The following is an 18,713-nucleotide window of genomic DNA, read 5'->3' as shown; positions in this document are numbered from 1 at the left end:
TCACCCGGCCGGAGCCACCGGCACCTGTCCGCGTTGCCGAAGGGCGCGGACGACGATGCCCTGTGACGGGCTGAAGAGGTAGGCAAGGACGAAGACCAGGCCCTGGGTGAGCACCACGCTGCCGCCGGAGGACACGTCGAGGTAGAAGCTGGCGTAGATCCCCACCAGCGCGCAACCCACCGAGACGATCGGTGCCAGCACGAGCATGCGGCCGAAGCTGTGCGTGAGTAGATAGGCGGACGCACCGGGAGTGATGAGCATCGCCACCACGAGGATGACGCCGACGGCCTGGAGTGCGACCACGGTCGTCAGGGCGAGCAGGGTCAGCATCACGGCCGAGATCACCGTCGGATTGATGCCGACGGCGCGGGCCTGGGTGCGGTCGAACGCGAAGAGAGTGAAGTCGCGACGCTTGACGATCATGGCCACCAGCGCGATGCCACCGAGGACGAACACCTGGACCATGTCGGCCTGCGAGACTCCGAGCAGGTTGCCGAACAGGATGTGGTTGAGGTCGATCTGGCTCGGAAACTTGGAGATCAGGACGACGCCGAGCGCGAACAACGTGGTGAAGACGACGCCGATCGCGGCGTCCTCCTTGACGATGGTGGTGTTGCGGACCACTCCGATGGCACCGACCGCGATGAGGGCGAACAGCAGTGCTCCGATCGCGAACGGTGCCCCGAACAGGTACGACAGCGCGACGCCGGGAAGAACTGCGTGCGAGACGGCGTCGCCCATCAACGACCACCCGATGAGGACGAGCCAGCAGCTCAGGACCGCGCACACGATCGAGGCGGTGACGGTCACCAGGAGGGCTCGCTGCATGAAGGTGTATTCGAGTGGGTCCACCAGAAAATCGATCAGATACACGGTTCAGCTCGCTTCCGTGGTTCGGGTGACCGGAGTTCGGGTGCCCGCACCGAGTTGGTCGACCTTCGACGGGTCGATACCGAAGGCCAGCGCCAGGTTCTCCGGGCGCAGTACTTCGGCCGGACTGCCGTGCATGAGCACCCGTTGCTGCAGCAGGATCGCCTCGTCGCACAGCTCCGGTAGGGCATGGAGATCGTGCGTGGACACGAGAACCGACGCGCCGTGTGCTGCGAGTTCGCGGAGCAGGCGGGTGATGGTGGCTTCGGTCTTCTTGTCCACACCGGCGAAGGGTTCGTCGAGCAACAGCAGTGACGCCTCCTGGGCGATGGCGCGGGCGACGAACGCACGTTTTCGTTGACCGCCGGAGAGCTGGCCGATCTGTCGGTTCGCGAGTTCGGCGAGGTCGACGCGCTGCAGAGCCTCGTCGACGGCCAGTCGATCGGCTGCCCGGGGGGTGCGGAGGAAATTCTGCTTCCCGTATCGGCCCATCATGACCACGTCGCGCACGCTGATCGGGAATGTCCAGTCGACGGATTCCGCCTGGGGTACGTAGCTGACCGTGCCGGCCTTGCGCGCCTGGGCCGGGTCGCCGCCGAACACGGTGATCGAGCCGGAGTTGGGCTTGACCACTCCCATGACGGCCTTGAACAGCGTCGACTTGCCCGATCCGTTCATGCCGACCAACCCGCACACCCGGCCGGGTGCGAGGGTCAGGCTGGCATCGGTGAGGGCCACGACATCGCGGTATCGGACATTGACGGTATCGACCGTCAGCGCCGCCCCGTTCTCGTGCGGGGGCCTGTGGTGCTGGGTCATCGTTCTCCTACGAGTGCGTCGGCGATCAATCGTGCGTCGTAGCGCAGTAGATCCAGGTACGTGGGGACGGGGCCGGCTGCATCGCTCAGTGAATCGACGTAGAGCTGTCCGCCGAACCGAGCTCCGGTGTCCTCGGCGACCTGCAGCTGCGCCTTGTCCGAGACGGTCGACTCGCAGAACACGGCGGGTACGTCGTTGTCACGAACGAAATCGATGGTGCGTACCACCTGCTTCGGCGTCCCCTCCTGCTCGGCGTTGACCGGCCACAGGTAGGCCTCCTGCAGATCGAAGTCGCGGGCCAGGTAGCCGAATGCGCCCTCGCAGGTGACGAGCGCGCGTTGACGAGCGGGCAGCCCGGAGAGATCGGCGGCCAGTTCGGCTCCGACCTCGCGGAGCTGTCCGATGTACGCGGTTGCGTTCGCTCGATAGTCGTCGGTGTTGGCGGGGTCCAGGGCGACGAACGCCTCGGCGATGTTCTCCACGTACGTCTCGGCCACGACGGGGGACATCCACGCATGGGGGTTCGCTTTCCCCGCGTAGGCGTCGTCACGGATGTAGATCGGGTCCACGTTTGCACTCACCACGGCGTGCGGTGCGGGGATGCGCTCGACGAACTTCTCGAACCAGGCCTCCAGCCCCAGCCCGTTGTCCAGGATCAACTCGGCCTGCTCCGCGGTGCGTAGGTCTCCGGGTGTCGGCTCGTAGCCGTGGATCTCGGCTCCGGCTTTTGTGATCGATTCCACTCGAAGGTGGTCACCGGCGACATTGGCTGCCATGTCGGCGAGGACGGTGAAGGTCGTCAGAACCAGGGGTCTGCCGTCGTCGAGCACAGTCGGATCGTCCTCTCCGACAGCCCGCGCGCAGCCGGTCGACGCTGCTACCAGTAGTCCCACCACGGCCCAGCTCGCGAGAATCCGCCGGGCGCGAGATCCACGCTGGCGAAGAAATAAGTTAGGCACCCCGAAATATTTACCGTGGGGATACCTTTTTGTCCATACCTGCCGCGCGCGACACGCCTGGCCGAGAGTGACCGAGCGGCCTTCGGGCCGTAGGCTTCGCGGTGTGCAGAGATGGCGAGGTCTCGACGATGTACCTGCCGACTGGGGTCGGTGCGTGCTCACGATCGGCGTCTTCGACGGCGTTCATCGCGGACACGCACAACTGATCGGGAGAGCGGTGGCCGCTGCGAAGAAGCGCGGCGTTCCCAGCGTGCTCATGACGTTCGATCCCCATCCGATGGAGGTCGTGCGGCCGGGCAGCCACCCTGCTCAGCTCACGACCCTGACGAGGCGAGCCGAACTCGCCGAGGAACTGGGAATCGACGTCTTCTGCGTCATGCCGTTCACGCCCGAACTGATGAAGCTCACTCCCGAGCGATACGTGCACGAGATCCTGATCGAACGCCTGCACGTCGCCGAGGTCGTCGTCGGCGAGAACTTCACCTACGGGAAGAAGGCGCTCGGCACCGTGCCCATGCTGCGCAAGATCGGCGAGCGGTCCGGATTTGCAGTCGACGGGGTCAACCTGCTCGCCGAGCATGCCGTGACGTTCTCCTCGACGTACATCAGATCGTGCGTGGACGCCGGTGACGTCGCTGCGGCCACCGCCGCGCTCGGGCGACCGCACCGTGTCGAAGGTGTCGTTGTGCACGGAGACGGTCGAGGTCGCCAAATGGGTTATCCCACAGCCAATGTCGCGCCGCCCATGTACTCGGCCATCCCCGCCGACGGTGTGTACGCGGCATGGTTCACCGTGCTCGGGCCGGGTCCGATCATGGGTACGGTCACTCCGGGGGAGCGGCATCCGGCTGCTGTGTCGGTGGGCACCAATCCCACGTTCTCGGGTCGTACCAGAACCGTCGAGGCGTTTGTCCTCGACGGTGAGGCCGACCTGTACGGGCAGCATGTGGCAGTCGACTTCGTCGACCGACTGCGCGGCATGGAGAAGTTCGACTCGATGGAAGCACTCGTGGAGGAAATGGGGCGCGACGCCGAGCGGGCCCGCTCGATTCTGGCGGCGAGCACGGCCTGATAGGCTGGCCCCTCGGTGCTCGCTGCGGTCCGTGGCGGCTGTACCGGCTTCGATTCCGTGGTCTCGACCACAGGGTGCGTTGCTTCCTTTCACGCGGACGTCATTGATCAGGAGTAGTACCAGTGGCATTGACCACCGAACAGAAGAAGGCCGTTCTCGGCGAGTACGGCTTGCATCCCACCGACACGGGCTCGCCCGAGGCGCAGGTTGCAATGCTCACCAAGCGCATCGTCGACTTGACCGAGCACCTCAAGATGCACAAGCACGACCACCACTCCCGCCGCGGCCTGCTGCTGCTGGTCGGACGTCGTCGTCGCCTGCTCAAGTACATCGCGAAGGTCGACGTCACCCGCTACCGCTCGCTCATCGAGCGTCTGGGTCTGCGTCGATAATTCGCATCGACGCGAGGATGTCACCGATGCACGGTTCGACGCGCCGGTGCGCACCCGACTCGCAGCAATAGTGCAGTAGCCAACGAGGCAGTGCTTAGACTGTTCCTCGTTGGCTATCTGTGTTTGTACCGCAAGAACAGTTACGTCAGCACGAGAAAGCGGATGCACGGCATCCGCACACCGCCGTGTATGCCTGTCACGCCGTGGTGACGGTCTTCGGTAGTGGCCTTTCGGATACGAGATCCGATGGGCTTCGATCGATGGCCGCCTCCGCGCAGCCGCGTCCCGAGAGAAGCTCTCGTCGGATGGACGGCACAGGTATGCCGCCACAGCCAGGAGGGCTCGTGGTGTGTCCGCGCGGGCACGGCAAAGACGAGAGGACGAGAAGAGAACCTATGACAGAGACAACGACCGTGGACGTCGAAGAAGGCGTCTACGAAGCAACTGCGATCATCGACAACGGCACGTTCGGCAAGCGGACCATCCGCTTCGAGACCGGCCGCCTCGCACAGCAGGCCGCAGGCGCAGTCGCCGCGTACCTCGACGAGGACACCATGCTGCTGTCGGCAACGACCGCAGGCAAGCACCCCCGTGAGGGATTCGATTTCTTCCCGCTGACGGTCGACGTCGAAGAGCGCATGTACGCCGCGGGCCGTATCCCCGGATCGTTCTTCCGCCGCGAGGGCCGTCCGTCCACCGACGCCATCCTCACCTGCCGCCTGATCGACCGGCCGTTGCGTCCGACGTTCGTCGACGGACTGCGCAACGAGATCCAGGTCGTCATCACGGTGATGAGCCTCAACCCGGCCGATCTGTACGACGTCGTCGCGATCAACGCGGCATCGGCCTCGACGCAGATCGCCGGACTGCCGTTCTCCGGCCCGATCGGCGGCGTCCGCGTCGCACTGATCGACAAGCAGTGGGTCGCGTTCCCGACCAACGAGCAGCTCGAGAAGGCCGTGTTCAACATGGTCGTCGCCGGCCGCATCGTCTCCGGCTCCGGTGCCGACGCAGACGTCGCGATCATGATGGTCGAAGCCGAGGCCACCGAGAACGTCATCGAGCTCATCGAGGGTGGTGCAACCGCCCCCAACGAGTCGGTCGTCGCCGAGGGCCTCGAGGCTTCGAAGCCGTTCATCGCAGCCCTGTGCACCGCACAGCAGGAGCTCGCGTCCAAGGCCGCCAAGCCGACCGGCGACTACCCGGTCTTCCCGGCGTACCAGTCGGACGTCTTCGAGGCCGTCGAGAACGCCGCGAAGATCCCGCTGAACGAGGCACTGACCATCGCAGGCAAGGCCGAGCGTGAGAGCAAGCTCGACGAGGTCAAGGCTCAGGTCCTCACGTCGGTCGGAGACAGCTTCGCCGGCCGCGAGAAGGAGATCGGTGCCGCATTCCGCGCACTGACCAAGAAGTCGGTTCGCCAGCGCATCCTCACCGATCACTTCCGCATCGACGGCCGTGGCATCACCGACATCCGGTCGCTGTCCGCCGAGGTCGCGATCATCCCCCGTACCCACGGATCGGCCCTGTTCGAGCGCGGCGAGACCCAGATCCTGGGCGTCACCACCCTCGACATGGTCAAGATGGCGCAGCAGGTCGACTCGCTCGGGCCCGAGACGTCCAAGCGCTACATGCACCATTACAACTTCCCGCCGTACTCGACCGGTGAGACCGGCCGCGTCGGTTCGCCGAAGCGTCGCGAGATCGGGCACGGCGCACTCGCCGAGCGCGCCCTGCTGCCGGTGCTGCCGAGCCAGGCCGAGTTCCCGTACGCCATCCGTCAGGTCTCCGAGGCACTGAGCTCCAACGGCTCGACCTCGATGGGCTCGGTCTGCGCATCGACTCTGTCGCTGCTCAATGCCGGTGTGCCGCTGCGTGCCCCGGTTGCCGGTATCGCGATGGGCCTCGTGTCCGACGAGGTCGACGGCGAGACCCGTTACGTCGCACTCACCGACATCCTCGGTGCCGAGGACGCGTTCGGCGACATGGACTTCAAGGTCGCCGGAACCAAGGACTTCGTCACGGCGCTGCAGCTCGACACCAAGCTCGACGGCATCCCCTCCAAGGTGCTCGCCGGCGCGCTGTCGCAGGCCAAGGATGCTCGCACGACGATCCTCGAGGTCATGGCCGAGGCCATCGACACCCCGGACGAGATGAGCCCGTACGCACCTCGCGTCACCGCGATCAAGGTGCCGGTCGACAAGATCGGCGAGGTCATCGGGCCCAAGGGCAAGATGATCAACTCCATCACCGAGCAGACCGGTGCCAACATCTCGATCGAAGATGACGGCACTGTCTACGTCGGTGCAGCGGACGGCCCGTCCGCACAGGCCGCGATCGACATGATCAACGCCATTGCCAACCCGCAGCTGCCGAAGGTCGGCGAGCGATTCCTCGGAACCGTCGTCAAGACAACGGCTTTCGGTGCATTCGTCTCGCTGCTCCCGGGCCGCGACGGACTGGTGCACATCTCCAAGCTCGGTAACGGCAAGCGCATCAACAAGGTGGAGGACGTCGTCAGCGTCGGATCCAAGTTGCGCGTCGAGATCGCCGATATCGACAACCGCGGCAAGATCAGCCTCGTTCCCGTCGAAGACGACAACGCTGCTGCTCCCGCCGACGCTCCCGAGGCTCCCGCCGAGGCCAGCGCTGAGTAAGAAGCAACCGAGCCGAACGGTACGTCCCCTCGGGACGTACCGTTCGGCCGTTCCAGAGAGCACCGGCATCGACACGGGCGTGCAACGCACCACTCTGCCCGGCGGTCTTCGGATCGTCACCGAGTTCGTGCCCGGCGTTCGCTCGGCTTCGGTCGGCGTGTGGGTCGGGGTCGGTTCACGGGACGAGCAACCCAGTGTTGCCGGTGCCGCACACTTCCTCGAACATCTGCTGTTCAAGTCGACTCCTACGCGCAGCGCGCTCGAAATCGCCCAGGTGATGGACGGTGTCGGGGGAGAGCTGAACGCGTTCACCTCGAAGGAGAGCACCTGCTTCTACGCGCACGTGCTCGACGAGGACGTGGCGCTCGCCATCGATCTCGTCAGCGATGTGGTGCTTCGTGGCCGGTGCCGCTCGGCAGATGTCGACGTCGAGCGACAGGTGGTCCTCGAAGAGATCTCCATGCGCGACGACGATCCCGAGGATCTGCTCGGAGATGCCTTCCTGGAAGCCATGTTCGGCGATCATCCGATCGGACGCCCGATCATCGGTTCCGTCGAATCCATCGAGTCGATGACCCGTGCGCAATTGCACTCGTTCCACGTTCGCCGCTACACGCCGCAGCGCATGGTCGTTGCCGTCGCGGGCAACGTCGATCACAAGCAGATCGTCTCGCTCGTGCGCCGAGCGTTCTCCGGCCATCTGGTCAAGGGCGCACGGCCGGCCGAACGACGCGGTGGCACAGCGCGATTGCGCAATGCTCCCACGTTGAGCCTGACCACTCGTGACAGCGAGCAGGCGCATCTGTGCCTGGGCGTACGGGCGTTCGGTCGACACGAAGGGCATCGCTGGGCGTTGTCCGTGCTGAACTCCGCAGTGGGGGGCGGGCTCAGTTCTCGTCTGTTCCAGGAGATCAGGGAAGAACGTGGTCTGGCGTACTCGGTGTACTCGTCGGTGGATACGTTTGCCGACAGTGGTGCCTTCTCCGTCTACGCGGGTTGTCAGCCGGAGAACTTGGGCGAAGTGACCACGGTGATCAGGGAAGTGCTGGCCAAGGTTGCCGCCGAGGGGATCACCGACGCGGAGTGTGCGCGGGCCAAGGGTTCGTTGCGTGGCGGTTTGGTTCTGGGACTCGAGGATTCGGGCTCTCGGATGAACCGGATCGGTCGCAGTGAACTGAACTACGGCAATCACCGCGACATCACCGATACGTTGGCGAGGATCGACAGCGTCGGCAACGACGAGGTACGCGAGGTCGCTGCCGTGTTGCTCGACCGTCCTTTCGGTGCCGCGGTGGTCGGCCCCTACAAGAACGTCCGCCAGCTGCCGGCGTCGGTCAAGTCCCTGGTTCGGTAGCGTCGGCGATCACGTCGCGCACTGCGCGGCGGGTCAACTCCGTCACCGCCGACAGGTCGGTGACCGGCTCGAATGCGTGGGTGGAGTTGAGCGCCGCTATTCCGTGCACGGAGGTCCACAGTCGCAGGGCGGTGAACTGTGGATTCTCCGGCGCGACGGCACCGACCGCGGCGATCAAGGCCTCGAACAACGGACGCGAGGTGAGCCGCAGGTTCTCGCCCGAGCCCTCGAGTAGGTCGTGCCTGAAGACGAGGGCGAACATCGCCGGTCGCCGCGCCGCAAAGTCCACGTACGCGTCCGCTATCGCATTCAATGCTTCCTGCGGCGACGTCGATTGCTGCGTCGCGCGGTCCAGAGCCACCCCGATATCGACGAGACCGACCCGAGCGACGGCGGCGCACAGCGCACTCAACGTCGGAAAATAGCGTCTCGGCGCGCCGTGTGAGACGCCGGCTTCACGCGTGACCGCTCTGATTGTGAGCCCGCCCTGCCCTTCGCTTTCGAGCAGGCGGACACCTGCGTCCACCAGTCGAGTCCGTAGGTTGTCAGGCACGTAGACATTGTCTACTCTCGGCCGTGACGTTGTCCAGCCGAGAGGATTCATCGATGTGGTACTTGCTCTTCAAATATGTGCTGATCGGGCCGATCCTCCGCATTCTGGGTCGGCCGACGGTGGTCGGGATGGAAAATTTTCCGACGTCGGGACCGGTGATCGTCGCTGGAAATCACCTGACCGTCGTCGACTCGTTCTTTCTCGTCCTCATGGTTCGTCGCCGGGTCACCTTCATCGCGAAGAGCGAGTACTTCACCGGCCGCGGAATCAAGGGCGCGGCGCTTCGTTGGTTCTACAGCGCGACAGGTCAGGTTCCCGTCGACCGCCGCGGCGCGGACGCTTCTACTCCGGCGCTCGACGCTGCGAAAAGCATTCTGCGACAAGGGAAGGTGTGGGCGGTGTACCCGGAGGGCACGCGATCTCCCGACGGCCGGCTGTACAAGGGCAAGACCGGCCTTGCGAGAGTCGCGATCGAAACGGGTGCCCCCGTCGTGCCGGTGGTGATGCACGGAACGCGCACGGTCAATCCGGTCGGCTCGCGGATGTGGCGTCCGGGGAAGGTGCGCATGACAGTCGGCAAGCCGCTGGACTTCACGAGATATGCAGGGGGAGAGAACAGTAGGGCGATTCTGCGTGCGGCCACCGATGAGGTGATGGCGGGGTTGTCCACCCTGTCGGGTCAGGAATACGTCGACGTGTATGCCGCCACCATCAAGGATGCAGCATGAACAGCGATGGGCGTACCGTCCTCGTCACGGGTGTGGGTCGACGCCTCGGTATCGGCTATGCCATCACCCGCAGGTTGCTGCAGGACGAGCGCGCCCGCGTCTTCGCGCAATCATGCGATGCCTACGACGTGAGCGAACCGTGGGGAGCGGGGACGCCGGGAGCAGTGCGGGTACTCGCCGAGTTGTCTACCGCGCCAAGCAGGCTCGGGCATCTGGACATCGATCTCTCCGATGTCGAAGCGCCTGCCGCCCTGTTCGATGCTGTCGAATCCAGGTTCGGTGCCGTCGACTCGTTGGTGATCAACCATGCGCGATCACAGCTGGGCGAACTGGGTTCTCTGACGGCAGAGAACCTCGACCTGACGTGGGCGGTGAACGTGCGCGCGTCGTTGCTTCTGGTGCAGGAATTCGCGCAACGGTACGTCGATCATCCTGACGGTGGACGCGTCGTGCTGTTCACGTCCGGGCAGGGAGAGGGGCCGATGCCGACCGAGATTCCCTATGCGGTGACCAAGGGTGCCATCGCCGCGATCACACCGACCGTGGCCGATTCCCTGATCGACCGTGGCATCACCGTCAACACGATCAATCCGGGTCCGACCGATACCGGTTGGGCAAGTGCGGATCTGAACGAGTTCGTCTCGCGCCACATGCCGCGCGGGCGGTGGAACTCACCGGACGAGGCCGCAGCGGTCGTGGCGATGTTGCTGTCGCCCGATTCGGGCTCGATCACCGGTCAGGTCATCGGCGCCGAAGGCGGATTCCGACGCTTCACGCCGTGATCACGGCGTGGCGCGCCTCGGTCAGAGCTTCTTCTTGTTCAGCAACAACTTCCAGGGCACCAATGCCGACTCGAGCTGAACCGACAGGCTCATCTTGGATTCGCCCTCGCTGCGCTCCTCGAAGGTGATCGGCACTTCGGCGAGAGTGAGGCCGTGCTTGACCGTTCGGTAGTTCATCTCCACCTGGAATGCGTACCCGTTGCTCTCGACCGAGGCCACGTCGATGGTGCGCAGGGTGCGCGCGTGCCACGCCTTGAATCCCGCTGTCGCATCCTTGACTCCGAGGCGCAGGATCGTGTTGACGTAGAAGTTCGCCCACGCCGAAAGGGCCTTGCGGTGCCAGGGCCAATCGGCGGCGACCGCTCCGCCGGGTACGTATCGCGATCCGAGCACCACGGCGGCGTCGGTGGCGTTCAGCTTGTCGATCATCGCCGGGATCACCTCGGTGGGGTGCGAAAGATCGGCGTCCATCTGAATGACGATGTCCGCACCCTCGTCGAGCGCTCGCGTCATGCCTGCGACGTATGCGCGTCCCAGCCCGTTCTTCTCGGTGCGGTGCAGAACGCTGACGTCGATGGGGCCGTCGATGGCCAACTTGTCGGCGACGTCGCCGGTGCCGTCGGGTGAATTGTCGTCGACGACCAACACACCGAGCCCCTCCACCTGCAACCCGGCCAGCAGCTCGACGAGCTTGGGGAGGTTCTCACGTTCGTTGTACGTCGGTACAACGACGGTGGTCTTCGGGGCGACTCGTTCCGTACTCACCACCGTATGATCCGTGATTAGGGGTTCCGATCCAAATATCGGACACGGTCGGCCGTGTCGGGTCGGCATCGTGGGTCGTTTTCGAGCGTCCGTCGCCTCATGACCGAGTCGCGTCGACGAATATGCCGTCGCGCAGAATCGGGACGCAGGAGCTCGAGTCGACCTCGGCCGCAATGGCCACGTCTTCCGGGTGTCCCATCCCGGCCAGTTCGCGACCGGAGCCACATTGCCGCAGCTCCGAGCCCACGTCTCGCTCGACGGCTCGCCACGCGGCCGCGGCCGTTCTCGCCTCCGGGGAGGCATCGGTAGCTCCGGCATCGACGAGGGCGGCGATGACTGCACCGGCACCCCACAGGTCCTCGACGGCAGGCCGGAGGGATCCGTCCGGCCACCGTTCTCCGGCCGCTATGACGGTCGTCACGGCATTTCGGTTGTCGGCACGTATCCACCGCGCTACCGCGGATGCGTTTCTCAGCGACGCTCCCACACACAGCGGGGCCGTGCTCGCGAGATCGTGGGCGATGGTGGACCCGTTCGGTGACGGCAGCACCAACCGTGGCGGGGCGGGCGCGGCCCGTACGGTGGCCGGGCACAAGCTGATCAGGCCCGGTGACGCGGCCGACCGCCCCACGGCGAGAACCGCGTCGAACTGCTCGGCCAACTGCGCGGCCCGGTCGTCGCGCCACCGACTGGGGATGACGTCGATGCCCGCGTCCACAGCAACCGTCAGAGTCGTCGTGAACGACAGGACGTCCACGACGACGGCGATGGCTGCGCCGTCGACGATGGCGTCGGCTCCACACAGGCCCCAGTCGAAGCGGAGACCGAATGCGTTCTGGGACAGTACGGGGTCGGCCGGCATTGCGGAACGGTATCAAGTCCGGTGCCGGTGATACCTTCGGCGCGGGATCGAGTGGGGGAGAGAGACATGCAGTTGGAGCCGGACACCAAGGTGATCGTCCTCGTGGCCGGTCTACTGCTGCTCTGGGCACTGGGGTTGGGGGTGGTCAAGTATCACCAGATGTCGACGTCGGCGGATGGCACCGCGCATCGTTATGTCGACATCGCTCATCGGGCAGCGTTGATGTACTCGTTCGCCGCCCTGGTTCTCGCTGCGCTGGCACAGTTCAGCGCGTGGTCGGTCACGGTGGATCTGATCGCCGCATCGGTGGTGCTGGTGTTCTTCGTCGCTGCCATCGTGAGCTACACCGTGCACGGGTTTCGCCGAGATACCGAGAACCAGTTTGTGAATCCCGTCCGGGGGACGCACCTGTTCATGGTGTCGTTGATCGTCGGCGAAATCGGCGGTACAGCGGTGCTGGTGGCCGGTTTCGCATTCGCGCAGTTCGGTCCGAGCTGAGAGAGTTACCGAGGATCCAGGTACAGCTCGGCAGTCTCGGTGGCGACCGCCGACACGGCAGCGGCAAGACCGGGCTCGAGGTCCAGCGCGGCTGTGAGTCGATCTCCGCGCAGCCCCTGCGTTCGGAGCAGCTCCCAGGCTTGTTCGACCAGGCGAACCGAGGTGGGATGGTCCAACTCGGGGCGGTTCGAGCGCAATGCGGTCGCAGCCCAGTCCGCGTCGAAAGTCCCGTTGGGCGGCCCGAACACACGCTCACCGGACGAATAGCTCTTCGGCTCCATACCCTCCGACGCTAGCAGGATTGGAGGGCGGCGCAATCGTGACCGAATCGGGTCGAGACAGCACTATCGAACCGATCGGTTTCTTCAGTACGGTATCGCAATGTACGACGGCCACCGCAGAGTTCGAGTCGCGCTCTCGGTCGTCGGATCACTGCTGCTCGGCGTGCTCGCGGGCTGTTCCGGCGCGGACGGCAGCGGCCGGGTCGACGAGGTCCCGGCCGCCGCGAACTACACCACGGTCACAGGGTCGTTGGTGGTCGGTGATCCCCTATCCGGTCCGGGGCCGCCCACCGAAGCGCCGACTGCGGTACTGCCGGTGGTACCGGAGCTCCCTGAGAGTCTCGACGGTGCGCGGTTCCCGAGCGGGTCGCCGGTCGGCGTCACCGACGTGGTGCTCGAAGGGGCGTCGACGGTCGTATTCAGGTTGGCAGGCAACGGCCCGGTGTCCTTCACGGTCCGGTATGTGGACGAGGCCATTCGCTACGGCACCAGTGAACCGCTGGCAGTGCCGGGGAGATCCGTGTTGCAGGTGGACCTGTCGGGTACGTCGACGGACTCCGACGACACATTCTCGCCGTATGCCGGGCCCGAGCGTGTCCGAGGCGGTGCTGATTCCGCTGTCGCCTCGGTCGATTTCCTGGCCGATCCCGGCGGTATCTCACAGTCCTTCATCGGAGTTGCGGCCGATCGACCCGAGTTCACGGTGACCACCACCGAAGAACCCGCCGCGGTGATCGTCACCCTCGAGTCCTGACCGGCGCTGGAACGTCGAATGCACTTCGGCCGTGGCTGTTTCGATCCGTTTACCGGGGAACCCGCGGTAGCATCGCGATGTGTCCGACGCCACAGCGGGAGAGAGCCCATCCGGGCGTGTGCGCGTGCTCGTCTACAGCAGCAACGCCGCGACCCGCGCCCAGGTTCGGTCTGCGGTGGGAACTCGACCGGATCCCGCACTCGGTGACATCGAGTACGTCGACATCGCCACGGCAGCCGTCGTCATCGAGCACATGGATGCAGGCGGTGTCGCGTTGGCAATTCTCGACGGCGAGTCCTCGCCCGTAGGCGGGCTGGGCCTGGCGAAGCAGCTGAAAGACGAGATCCTTCACTGCCCACCGGTGTTGGTGCTCATCGGACGTCCGGACGACGCATGGTTGGCCGAATGGTCGCGCGCCGAGGCTGCAGTTCCGCACCCGCTGGATCCGATCCGGCTCGGGCGCGCAGTGGTCGATCTGCTGAAGCAGCATTCGGTACGCGTCGGTGCCCGGGTCACTCGATCGCGGTAGATCAGACCGTTTTCTCCGATGCGGGCACCGTCAGCACGAACCGGTGGATCGAGCCGGCGATGACAGCACCGAGCACGGGGAACACCACGAACACCCACAGTTGTGACAGGGCAGGTCCGCCGGCGACGAGGGCTGGGCCGAGGGACCGGGCAGGGTTGACCGAGGTCGAGTCGATTCCGATGCCCAGCAGGTGAACCACAGTCAGGGTCAGGCCGATCGGGATGCCGGCCGCCACGACGGGGTGAACGGTGGGGGCCGTGGTGGCCAGCACGACGAGGACGAGCAAGCCGGTCGCGATGGTCTCGAACACCGCCACCGACACCAGCCCGTATTCTCCGGGCGAGGAGCTGCCGAATCCATTGGTGCCCAGACCGTCCGACGAGATGTCGTATCCGGGACGGCCGGACGCGACGAGCAGTACGATCAGCGCGCCGATCACGGCACCGACGGCCTGGGCGGCGATGTAGAACGCAGCCTTGATCGGGGTGATCGCGCGAGCGATCAGGGCTCCGATCGTCACGGCCGGGTTGATGTGGCATCCCGAGATCGGGCCGATCGCGTAGACGAGGGCGAGCAGTGTGAGCCCGAATGCCAGGGCGATGCCCGGGGTTCCGACGGTGTCGCCCGCGATGACGGCGGTGCCGACGCCGAAGATCACGAGCAGGGCAGTTCCCAGTCCCTCGGCGGCGAGCGCCGAGACGGAAATCGACTTCATCATTTCTCCTGTTTCATGTCGGCGGCCTCGTTCGGCCGGCCGGAATCGTCGGGAGGTTTGTCGTTGTCCCCGGGGTGGAGCGTATGGGGCGATCGAGTGATCTGAGTCACAGTTGCCCGGTGGCCGGGATCGGGTGCCCCATGCGCGTCAACGGATTACGAAACTGGACTCCTCGAAATCCCGCGAGATCGACACCGAACCCATACTGTGTGGTTCAGGTCACATTGGTACGGCCGTCGCATTTACTACGCGCCGGCGCGGTAGTCGATCGAGGGAGCAGATGCCGGGATGAACGCCTACGTTCCGATCCTCGTTCTCGGTGCCATTGCGGTCGTGTTCGCGGTGTTCTCGGTGATGGTCGGAACGATGGTGGGACCCGCGCGGTACAACCGAGCCAAGTTCGACGCGTACGAGTGCGGCATCGAGCCCACGATGCATGCGCCCACGGGCCAACGATTTCCGGTGAAGTTCTACCTGACCGCCATGCTGTTCATCATCTTCGACATCGAGATCGTCTTTCTCTATCCGTGGGCCGTCCATCTCGATGTTCTCGGCGCGTTCGGGCTGGTTGCCATGGCGCTGTTCGTCGTCAACGTGTCGGTGGCCTACGTCTACGAGTGGCGGCGAGGCGGGCTCGGATGGGATTGACGTCCGAACACTGATCGGCGACGGCACGATGCACGGTTCTCACCTTCAGCGGATGCGGAAAGAGTGTGATCGATGGGACTCGAAGAGAAGCTACCCAGTGGATTTCTGCTGACCACCGTCGAGGGGCTGGCCGGCTACGCCCGCAAGGGTTCGTTGTGGCCCGCGACCTTCGGTCTCGCGTGCTGCGCGATCGAGATGATGGCCACCACGTCCGGCCGGTTCGATCTCGCGCGATTCGGCATGGAAGCGTTCCGTGCGTCTCCGCGCCAAGCGGATCTGATGATCGTCGCAGGCCGTGTCAGCCAGAAGATGGGGCCCGTACTGCGGCAGGTGTACGACCAGATGGCGGAACCGAAATGGGTCCTGGCCATGGGAGTCTGCGCGTCCTCGGGCGGGATGTTCAACAACTACGCGGTGGTTCAGGGTGTCGATCACATCGTCCCGGTCGACATCTACCTTCCCGGTTGCCCACCCCGACCCGAGATGCTGCTCAACGCAATCCTGGAGCTGCACAAAAAGATTCAGGAGATGCCGCTGGGTGTCAATCGAGAACAGGTGCGCGCGGCGGCCGAGGCTGCAGCGCTGGCCTCCACCCCGACCATCGACTTGAAGGGGCTGCTGCGATGACAGCGGACGGAACCCGTGGGATGTTCGGTGTCCGGGGGAGCGGTGACACCTCCGGCTACGGCCGGTTGCAGCCGCCGTTGGCATCGGCGGACACGGCTGTTCGGCCCTACGGCAGCTACTTCGACGCCCTGGTCGATCGATTGGCCACGGTTCTCGACACCGATGACGTGGCCGTGCCGTTCGAGGACGCCGTCGAGCGTGCCGTGATCTTTCGTGGGGAGCTGACGCTGCATCTCTCGCGGGAGCACGTGCCCGCCGTGGCCCGTGCTCTCCGTGACGACGAGGAACTGAGATTCGAATTGTGCACGGGGGCATCGGGTGTGCACTATCCGGATCAGGTCGGCCGGGAATTGCGTGCGGTCTACCATCTGGTGTCCATCACCCACGGACGCCGCCTCCGACTCGAAGTTGCTGTACCCGATGCAGATCCACACACACCCTCGCTCTGCGCGGTTTATCCGACCAACGACTGGCACGAGCGCGAGGTGTACGACTTCTTCGGCATCGTGTTCGACGGTCATCCCGCACTCACGCGGATCGAGATGCCCGACGACTGGGTCGGTCACCCGCAACGCAAGGACTATCCACTGGGTGGAATTCCCATCGAGTACAAGGGCGCTCGGGTCGCGCCTCCCAACGAGCGCAGGTCGTACAACTGATGAGCGCAACGGACGAAACCATCTATGCAGTGTCGGGCCAGGACTGGGACGACGTGGTCGAACTGGCGCGCGGGTCGACCACGGAACGCATCGTGGTCAACATGGGTCCGCAACACCCGTCCACCCATGGTGTGCTGCGGTTGATTCTCGAGATCGAAGGCGAGACCGTCACCGAGGCCCGATGTGGAATCGGCTACCTGCACACCGGAATCGAGAAGAATCTCGAGTATCGCAACTGGACTCAGGGCGTCACGTTCGTCACTCGGATGGACTATCTGTCGCCCTTCTTCAACGAGACCGCGTACTGCCTGGGGGTGGAGAAGCTACTCGACATCACCGACGACATTCCCGAGCGCGCGACGGTCGTCAGGGTGATGTTGATGGAGCTCAATCGGATCTCGTCGCACCTCGTGGCATTGGCCACGGGTGGAATGGAATTGGGTGCCGTGACGGCGATGCTGTTCGGCTTCCGGGAACGCGAACTGATTCTCGACGTCTTCGAGGCCATCACCGGACTTCGCATGAACCACGCCTACATCCGTCCCGGTGGCTTGTCTCAGGATCTGCCCGCCGACGCGATCGACAAGGTCCGCGAGCTGCTGCGGGTTCTTCCCGGACGGCTACGCGATCTCGAACTCATGCTCAACGACAACCCGATCTGGAAGGCCAGAACCGAGAACGTCGGCTACCTGGACCTCACCGGGTGCATGGCCCTCGGCGTCACCGGGCCGGTGCTTCGATCGACCGGACTTCCCTACGATCTGCGCCGGTCCGATCCCTACTGCGGGTACGAGAACTACGAGTTCGATGTCGTCACCGACACCGGATGCGACTGCTACGGGCGCTATCTGATTCGCGTCGATGAGATGAAGGAATCGCTCAAGATCGTCGAGCAGACTCTCGATCGTCTGCGGCCAGGACCGGTGGTTATCGACGACAAGAAGATCGCCTGGCCGGCCGAACTGGTCTCCGGCCCCGATGGTCTCGGCAATTCTCAGGACCACGTGCGCACCATCATGGACACCTCGATGGAGTCGTTGATCCACCACTTCAAGTTGGTGACCGAGGGGATGCGGGTACCGGCAGGGCAAGTGCTGTCCACGGTGGAATCGCCGCGAGGCGAACTGGGTGTGCACATCGTCAGCGACGGCGGAACCCGGCCGTACCGAGTGCACTTCAGAGACCCCTCCTTCACCAACTTGCAGGCGGTCGCCGCCATGTGCGAGGGCGGCATGATCTCCGACGTCATCGCTGCCGTCGCGAGTATCGATCCGGTGATGGGCGGGGTGGACCGATGACCGCGCCACGCTCGGAGCCGGTGCTCGTCCAACTCGGAGCACGCCCCGAGGAAGCCGTACAACTTGTCGGCCCCGACGCACGCGCGTCCTATCCCGCCGACGTCCGTGCCCGCCTACGCGCCGACGCCGACATCGTCCTCGCTCGTTATCCGCAGGCCCGATCGGCGTTGCTACCGCTGCTGCACCTGGTGCAATCCGAGGACGGCTATCTGACGCCGGCCGGAATCGAATTCTGTTCCGATGTACTCGATCTCACCGGTGCAGAGGTGACCGCGGTCGCGACGTTCTACTCGATGTACCGCCGCGAGCCCACCGGCGACTACCGCGTCGGAGTGTGCACCAACACCCTGTGCGCCGTCATGGGCGGCGACGCCATCATGGACGCTCTGCGGGATCACCTCGAGATCGACCACGGCGAGACCACCGCCGACGGCAGCATCACCCTCGAGCACATCGAATGCAACGCCGCGTGCGACTTCGCGCCGGTGATGATGGTGAACTGGGAATTCTTCGACAACAGAACACCGGCGTCGGCGCGGGAATTGGTCGACGCGCTTCGTTCCGGTGCGCAGGTGACCCCGACCCGCGGAGCTCCGTTGTGCACGTTCCGCGACACCGAGCGCATTCTGGCCGGGTTCGCCGACGACCGACCCGGGGCACTCGAATCGTCCGGCAGCGCAGGCGAAGCCAGTCTCGTCGGCCTGCGGTACGCCCGAGAGCACTCGATGTCTGCTCCCCAGGTCGTCACCGGCTCCCCGGACGGGCATCCCGACCTGGGTGCCGAGGCCGTGGCGGAGACGGTGCGCGAGAAACCGGCTCCGGCTCCCTCTGCGACCGTTCCACCGCAGCCGAACACCGCCGAAACCGATCCATCGACGAAGGGGAAGTGAC

22 protein-coding genes are annotated in these 18,713 nt (G+C 65.0%); 14 read left to right on the top strand and 8 right to left on the bottom strand.

The genetic code is table 11. The features are described 5' to 3' along the window. The 3 genes from ABZ677_RS11420 to ABZ677_RS11410 are packed head-to-tail and all read right to left on the bottom strand — an operon-like array spanning position 1 to position 2,519. Positions 1 to 873, bottom strand: coding sequence for a metal ABC transporter permease (locus ABZ677_RS11420; protein WP_358369350.1), 873 nt, complete (start codon positions 871 to 873; stop codon positions 1 to 3). Between the two features lie 3 nt (positions 874 to 876). Next, positions 877 to 1,689, bottom strand: a complete 813-nt coding sequence (locus ABZ677_RS11415; protein WP_358369347.1) for a metal ABC transporter ATP-binding protein — start codon at positions 1,687 to 1,689, stop codon at positions 877 to 879. Continuing rightward, on the bottom strand, positions 1,686 to 2,519 hold the full coding sequence (locus ABZ677_RS11410; protein ID WP_358369666.1) for a metal ABC transporter substrate-binding protein: 834 nt from the start codon (positions 2,517 to 2,519) through the stop codon (positions 1,686 to 1,688). Before ABZ677_RS11410 ends, ABZ677_RS11415 begins: the two co-directional genes overlap by 4 nt. 232 nt (positions 2,520 to 2,751) lie before the next feature. Here ABZ677_RS11410 and ABZ677_RS11405 point away from each other — a divergent pair, with 232 nt between their 5' ends. The 4 genes from ABZ677_RS11405 to ABZ677_RS11390 all read left to right on the top strand — a co-directional run bounded on the left by ABZ677_RS11405 (position 2,752) and on the right by ABZ677_RS11390 (position 8,123). Further along, positions 2,752 to 3,720: a bifunctional riboflavin kinase/FAD synthetase gene (locus ABZ677_RS11405; protein ID WP_170946035.1), complete on the top strand. Its 969-nt coding sequence runs from the start codon at positions 2,752 to 2,754 to the stop codon at positions 3,718 to 3,720. A gap of 122 nt (positions 3,721 to 3,842) precedes the next feature. Then, complete coding sequence (gene rpsO / locus ABZ677_RS11400; RefSeq protein WP_027496764.1) at positions 3,843 to 4,112, top strand: 30S ribosomal protein S15; 270 nt, start codon at positions 3,843 to 3,845, stop codon at positions 4,110 to 4,112. Between the two features lie 395 nt (positions 4,113 to 4,507). After that, positions 4,508 to 6,769, top strand: coding sequence for a polyribonucleotide nucleotidyltransferase (locus tag ABZ677_RS11395; RefSeq protein ID WP_037189574.1), 2,262 nt, complete (start codon positions 4,508 to 4,510; stop codon positions 6,767 to 6,769). 67 nt (positions 6,770 to 6,836) lie between these two features. Continuing rightward, the gene (locus tag ABZ677_RS11390) at positions 6,837 to 8,123 is read left to right on the top strand and encodes a pitrilysin family protein (protein WP_052047575.1); all 1,287 of its coding nucleotides are present in this window, start codon (positions 6,837 to 6,839) and stop codon (positions 8,121 to 8,123) included. On the opposite strand, the gene ABZ677_RS11385 is transcribed toward ABZ677_RS11390, so the two are convergent. Further along, the gene (locus ABZ677_RS11385; protein WP_358369342.1) at positions 8,104 to 8,676 is read right to left on the bottom strand and encodes a TetR/AcrR family transcriptional regulator; all 573 of its coding nucleotides are present in this window, start codon (positions 8,674 to 8,676) and stop codon (positions 8,104 to 8,106) included. The genes ABZ677_RS11390 and ABZ677_RS11385 overlap by 20 nt on opposite strands. Before the next feature lie 53 nt (positions 8,677 to 8,729). Here ABZ677_RS11385 and ABZ677_RS11380 point away from each other — a divergent pair, with 53 nt between their 5' ends. Then, positions 8,730 to 9,404 (top strand): lysophospholipid acyltransferase family protein, encoded by a 675-nt coding sequence (locus ABZ677_RS11380; RefSeq protein ID WP_358369339.1) that lies wholly within the window; start codon positions 8,730 to 8,732, stop codon positions 9,402 to 9,404. Beyond that, the gene (locus ABZ677_RS11375; protein WP_358369337.1) at positions 9,401 to 10,186 is read left to right on the top strand and encodes an SDR family oxidoreductase; all 786 of its coding nucleotides are present in this window, start codon (positions 9,401 to 9,403) and stop codon (positions 10,184 to 10,186) included. The genes ABZ677_RS11380 and ABZ677_RS11375 overlap by 4 nt, the downstream gene beginning before the upstream one ends. A gap of 21 nt (positions 10,187 to 10,207) precedes the next feature. Here the strand turns inward: ABZ677_RS11375 and ABZ677_RS11370 are convergent, their stop codons facing one another. Together ABZ677_RS11370 and ABZ677_RS11365 are read right to left on the bottom strand one after the other, a co-directional pair. Continuing rightward, positions 10,208 to 10,951, bottom strand: coding sequence for a polyprenol monophosphomannose synthase (locus ABZ677_RS11370; RefSeq protein WP_094742055.1), 744 nt, complete (start codon positions 10,949 to 10,951; stop codon positions 10,208 to 10,210). 97 nt (positions 10,952 to 11,048) lie between these two features. Next, positions 11,049 to 11,813 carry a 2-phosphosulfolactate phosphatase gene (locus tag ABZ677_RS11365; protein ID WP_358369334.1) on the bottom strand — a complete coding sequence of 255 codons (765 nt, stop codon included), beginning with the start codon at positions 11,811 to 11,813 and terminating at the stop codon, positions 11,049 to 11,051. 66 nt (positions 11,814 to 11,879) lie between these two features. On the opposite strand from ABZ677_RS11365, the gene ABZ677_RS11360 reads away from it, so the two are divergent. Next, complete coding sequence (locus tag ABZ677_RS11360) at positions 11,880 to 12,311, top strand: hypothetical protein (RefSeq protein ID WP_037189569.1); 432 nt, start codon at positions 11,880 to 11,882, stop codon at positions 12,309 to 12,311. 5 nt (positions 12,312 to 12,316) lie between these two features. On the opposite strand, the gene ABZ677_RS11355 is transcribed toward ABZ677_RS11360, so the two are convergent. Next, the gene (locus ABZ677_RS11355) at positions 12,317 to 12,592 is read right to left on the bottom strand and encodes a hypothetical protein (protein WP_037189568.1); all 276 of its coding nucleotides are present in this window, start codon (positions 12,590 to 12,592) and stop codon (positions 12,317 to 12,319) included. A gap of 100 nt (positions 12,593 to 12,692) precedes the next feature. On the opposite strand from ABZ677_RS11355, the gene ABZ677_RS11350 reads away from it, so the two are divergent. Together ABZ677_RS11350 and ABZ677_RS11345 are read left to right on the top strand one after the other, a co-directional pair. After that, positions 12,693 to 13,346, top strand: a complete 654-nt coding sequence (locus ABZ677_RS11350) for a hypothetical protein (RefSeq protein ID WP_358369330.1) — start codon at positions 12,693 to 12,695, stop codon at positions 13,344 to 13,346. 79 nt (positions 13,347 to 13,425) lie between these two features. After that, positions 13,426 to 13,875, top strand: a complete 450-nt coding sequence (locus ABZ677_RS11345; RefSeq protein WP_094634253.1) for a hypothetical protein — start codon at positions 13,426 to 13,428, stop codon at positions 13,873 to 13,875. A gap of 1 nt (position 13,876) precedes the next feature. On the opposite strand, the gene ABZ677_RS11340 is transcribed toward ABZ677_RS11345, so the two are convergent. Beyond that, the gene (locus tag ABZ677_RS11340; RefSeq protein ID WP_358369327.1) at positions 13,877 to 14,590 is read right to left on the bottom strand and encodes an aquaporin; all 714 of its coding nucleotides are present in this window, start codon (positions 14,588 to 14,590) and stop codon (positions 13,877 to 13,879) included. 288 nt (positions 14,591 to 14,878) lie between these two features. On the opposite strand from ABZ677_RS11340, the gene ABZ677_RS11335 reads away from it, so the two are divergent. The 5 genes from ABZ677_RS11335 to nuoE all read left to right on the top strand — a co-directional run bounded on the left by ABZ677_RS11335 (position 14,879) and on the right by nuoE (position 18,712). Further along, the gene (locus ABZ677_RS11335; protein ID WP_032397854.1) at positions 14,879 to 15,238 is read left to right on the top strand and encodes an NADH-quinone oxidoreductase subunit A; all 360 of its coding nucleotides are present in this window, start codon (positions 14,879 to 14,881) and stop codon (positions 15,236 to 15,238) included. 72 nt (positions 15,239 to 15,310) lie between these two features. Next, positions 15,311 to 15,865: an NADH-quinone oxidoreductase subunit B gene (locus tag ABZ677_RS11330; protein WP_032397855.1), complete on the top strand. Its 555-nt coding sequence runs from the start codon at positions 15,311 to 15,313 to the stop codon at positions 15,863 to 15,865. Next, the gene (locus tag ABZ677_RS11325) at positions 15,862 to 16,524 is read left to right on the top strand and encodes an NADH-quinone oxidoreductase subunit C (protein WP_358369322.1); all 663 of its coding nucleotides are present in this window, start codon (positions 15,862 to 15,864) and stop codon (positions 16,522 to 16,524) included. The genes ABZ677_RS11330 and ABZ677_RS11325 overlap by 4 nt, the downstream gene beginning before the upstream one ends. Next, positions 16,524 to 17,822, top strand: coding sequence for an NADH dehydrogenase (quinone) subunit D (gene nuoD / locus ABZ677_RS11320; protein ID WP_358369320.1), 1,299 nt, complete (start codon positions 16,524 to 16,526; stop codon positions 17,820 to 17,822). Before ABZ677_RS11325 ends, nuoD begins: the two co-directional genes overlap by 1 nt. Beyond that, positions 17,819 to 18,712 carry an NADH-quinone oxidoreductase subunit NuoE gene (gene nuoE / locus ABZ677_RS11315; RefSeq protein WP_358369318.1) on the top strand — a complete coding sequence of 298 codons (894 nt, stop codon included), beginning with the start codon at positions 17,819 to 17,821 and terminating at the stop codon, positions 18,710 to 18,712. Before nuoD ends, nuoE begins: the two co-directional genes overlap by 4 nt. Position 18,713: the final 1 nt, after the last annotated feature.

It is taken from the genome of Rhodococcus sp. NPDC006774 (genome assembly GCF_040636045.1).
Classification (GTDB): domain Bacteria; phylum Actinomycetota; class Actinomycetes; order Mycobacteriales; family Mycobacteriaceae; genus Rhodococcoides.
This window is presented reverse-complemented; position numbering and strand designations above follow the sequence as displayed.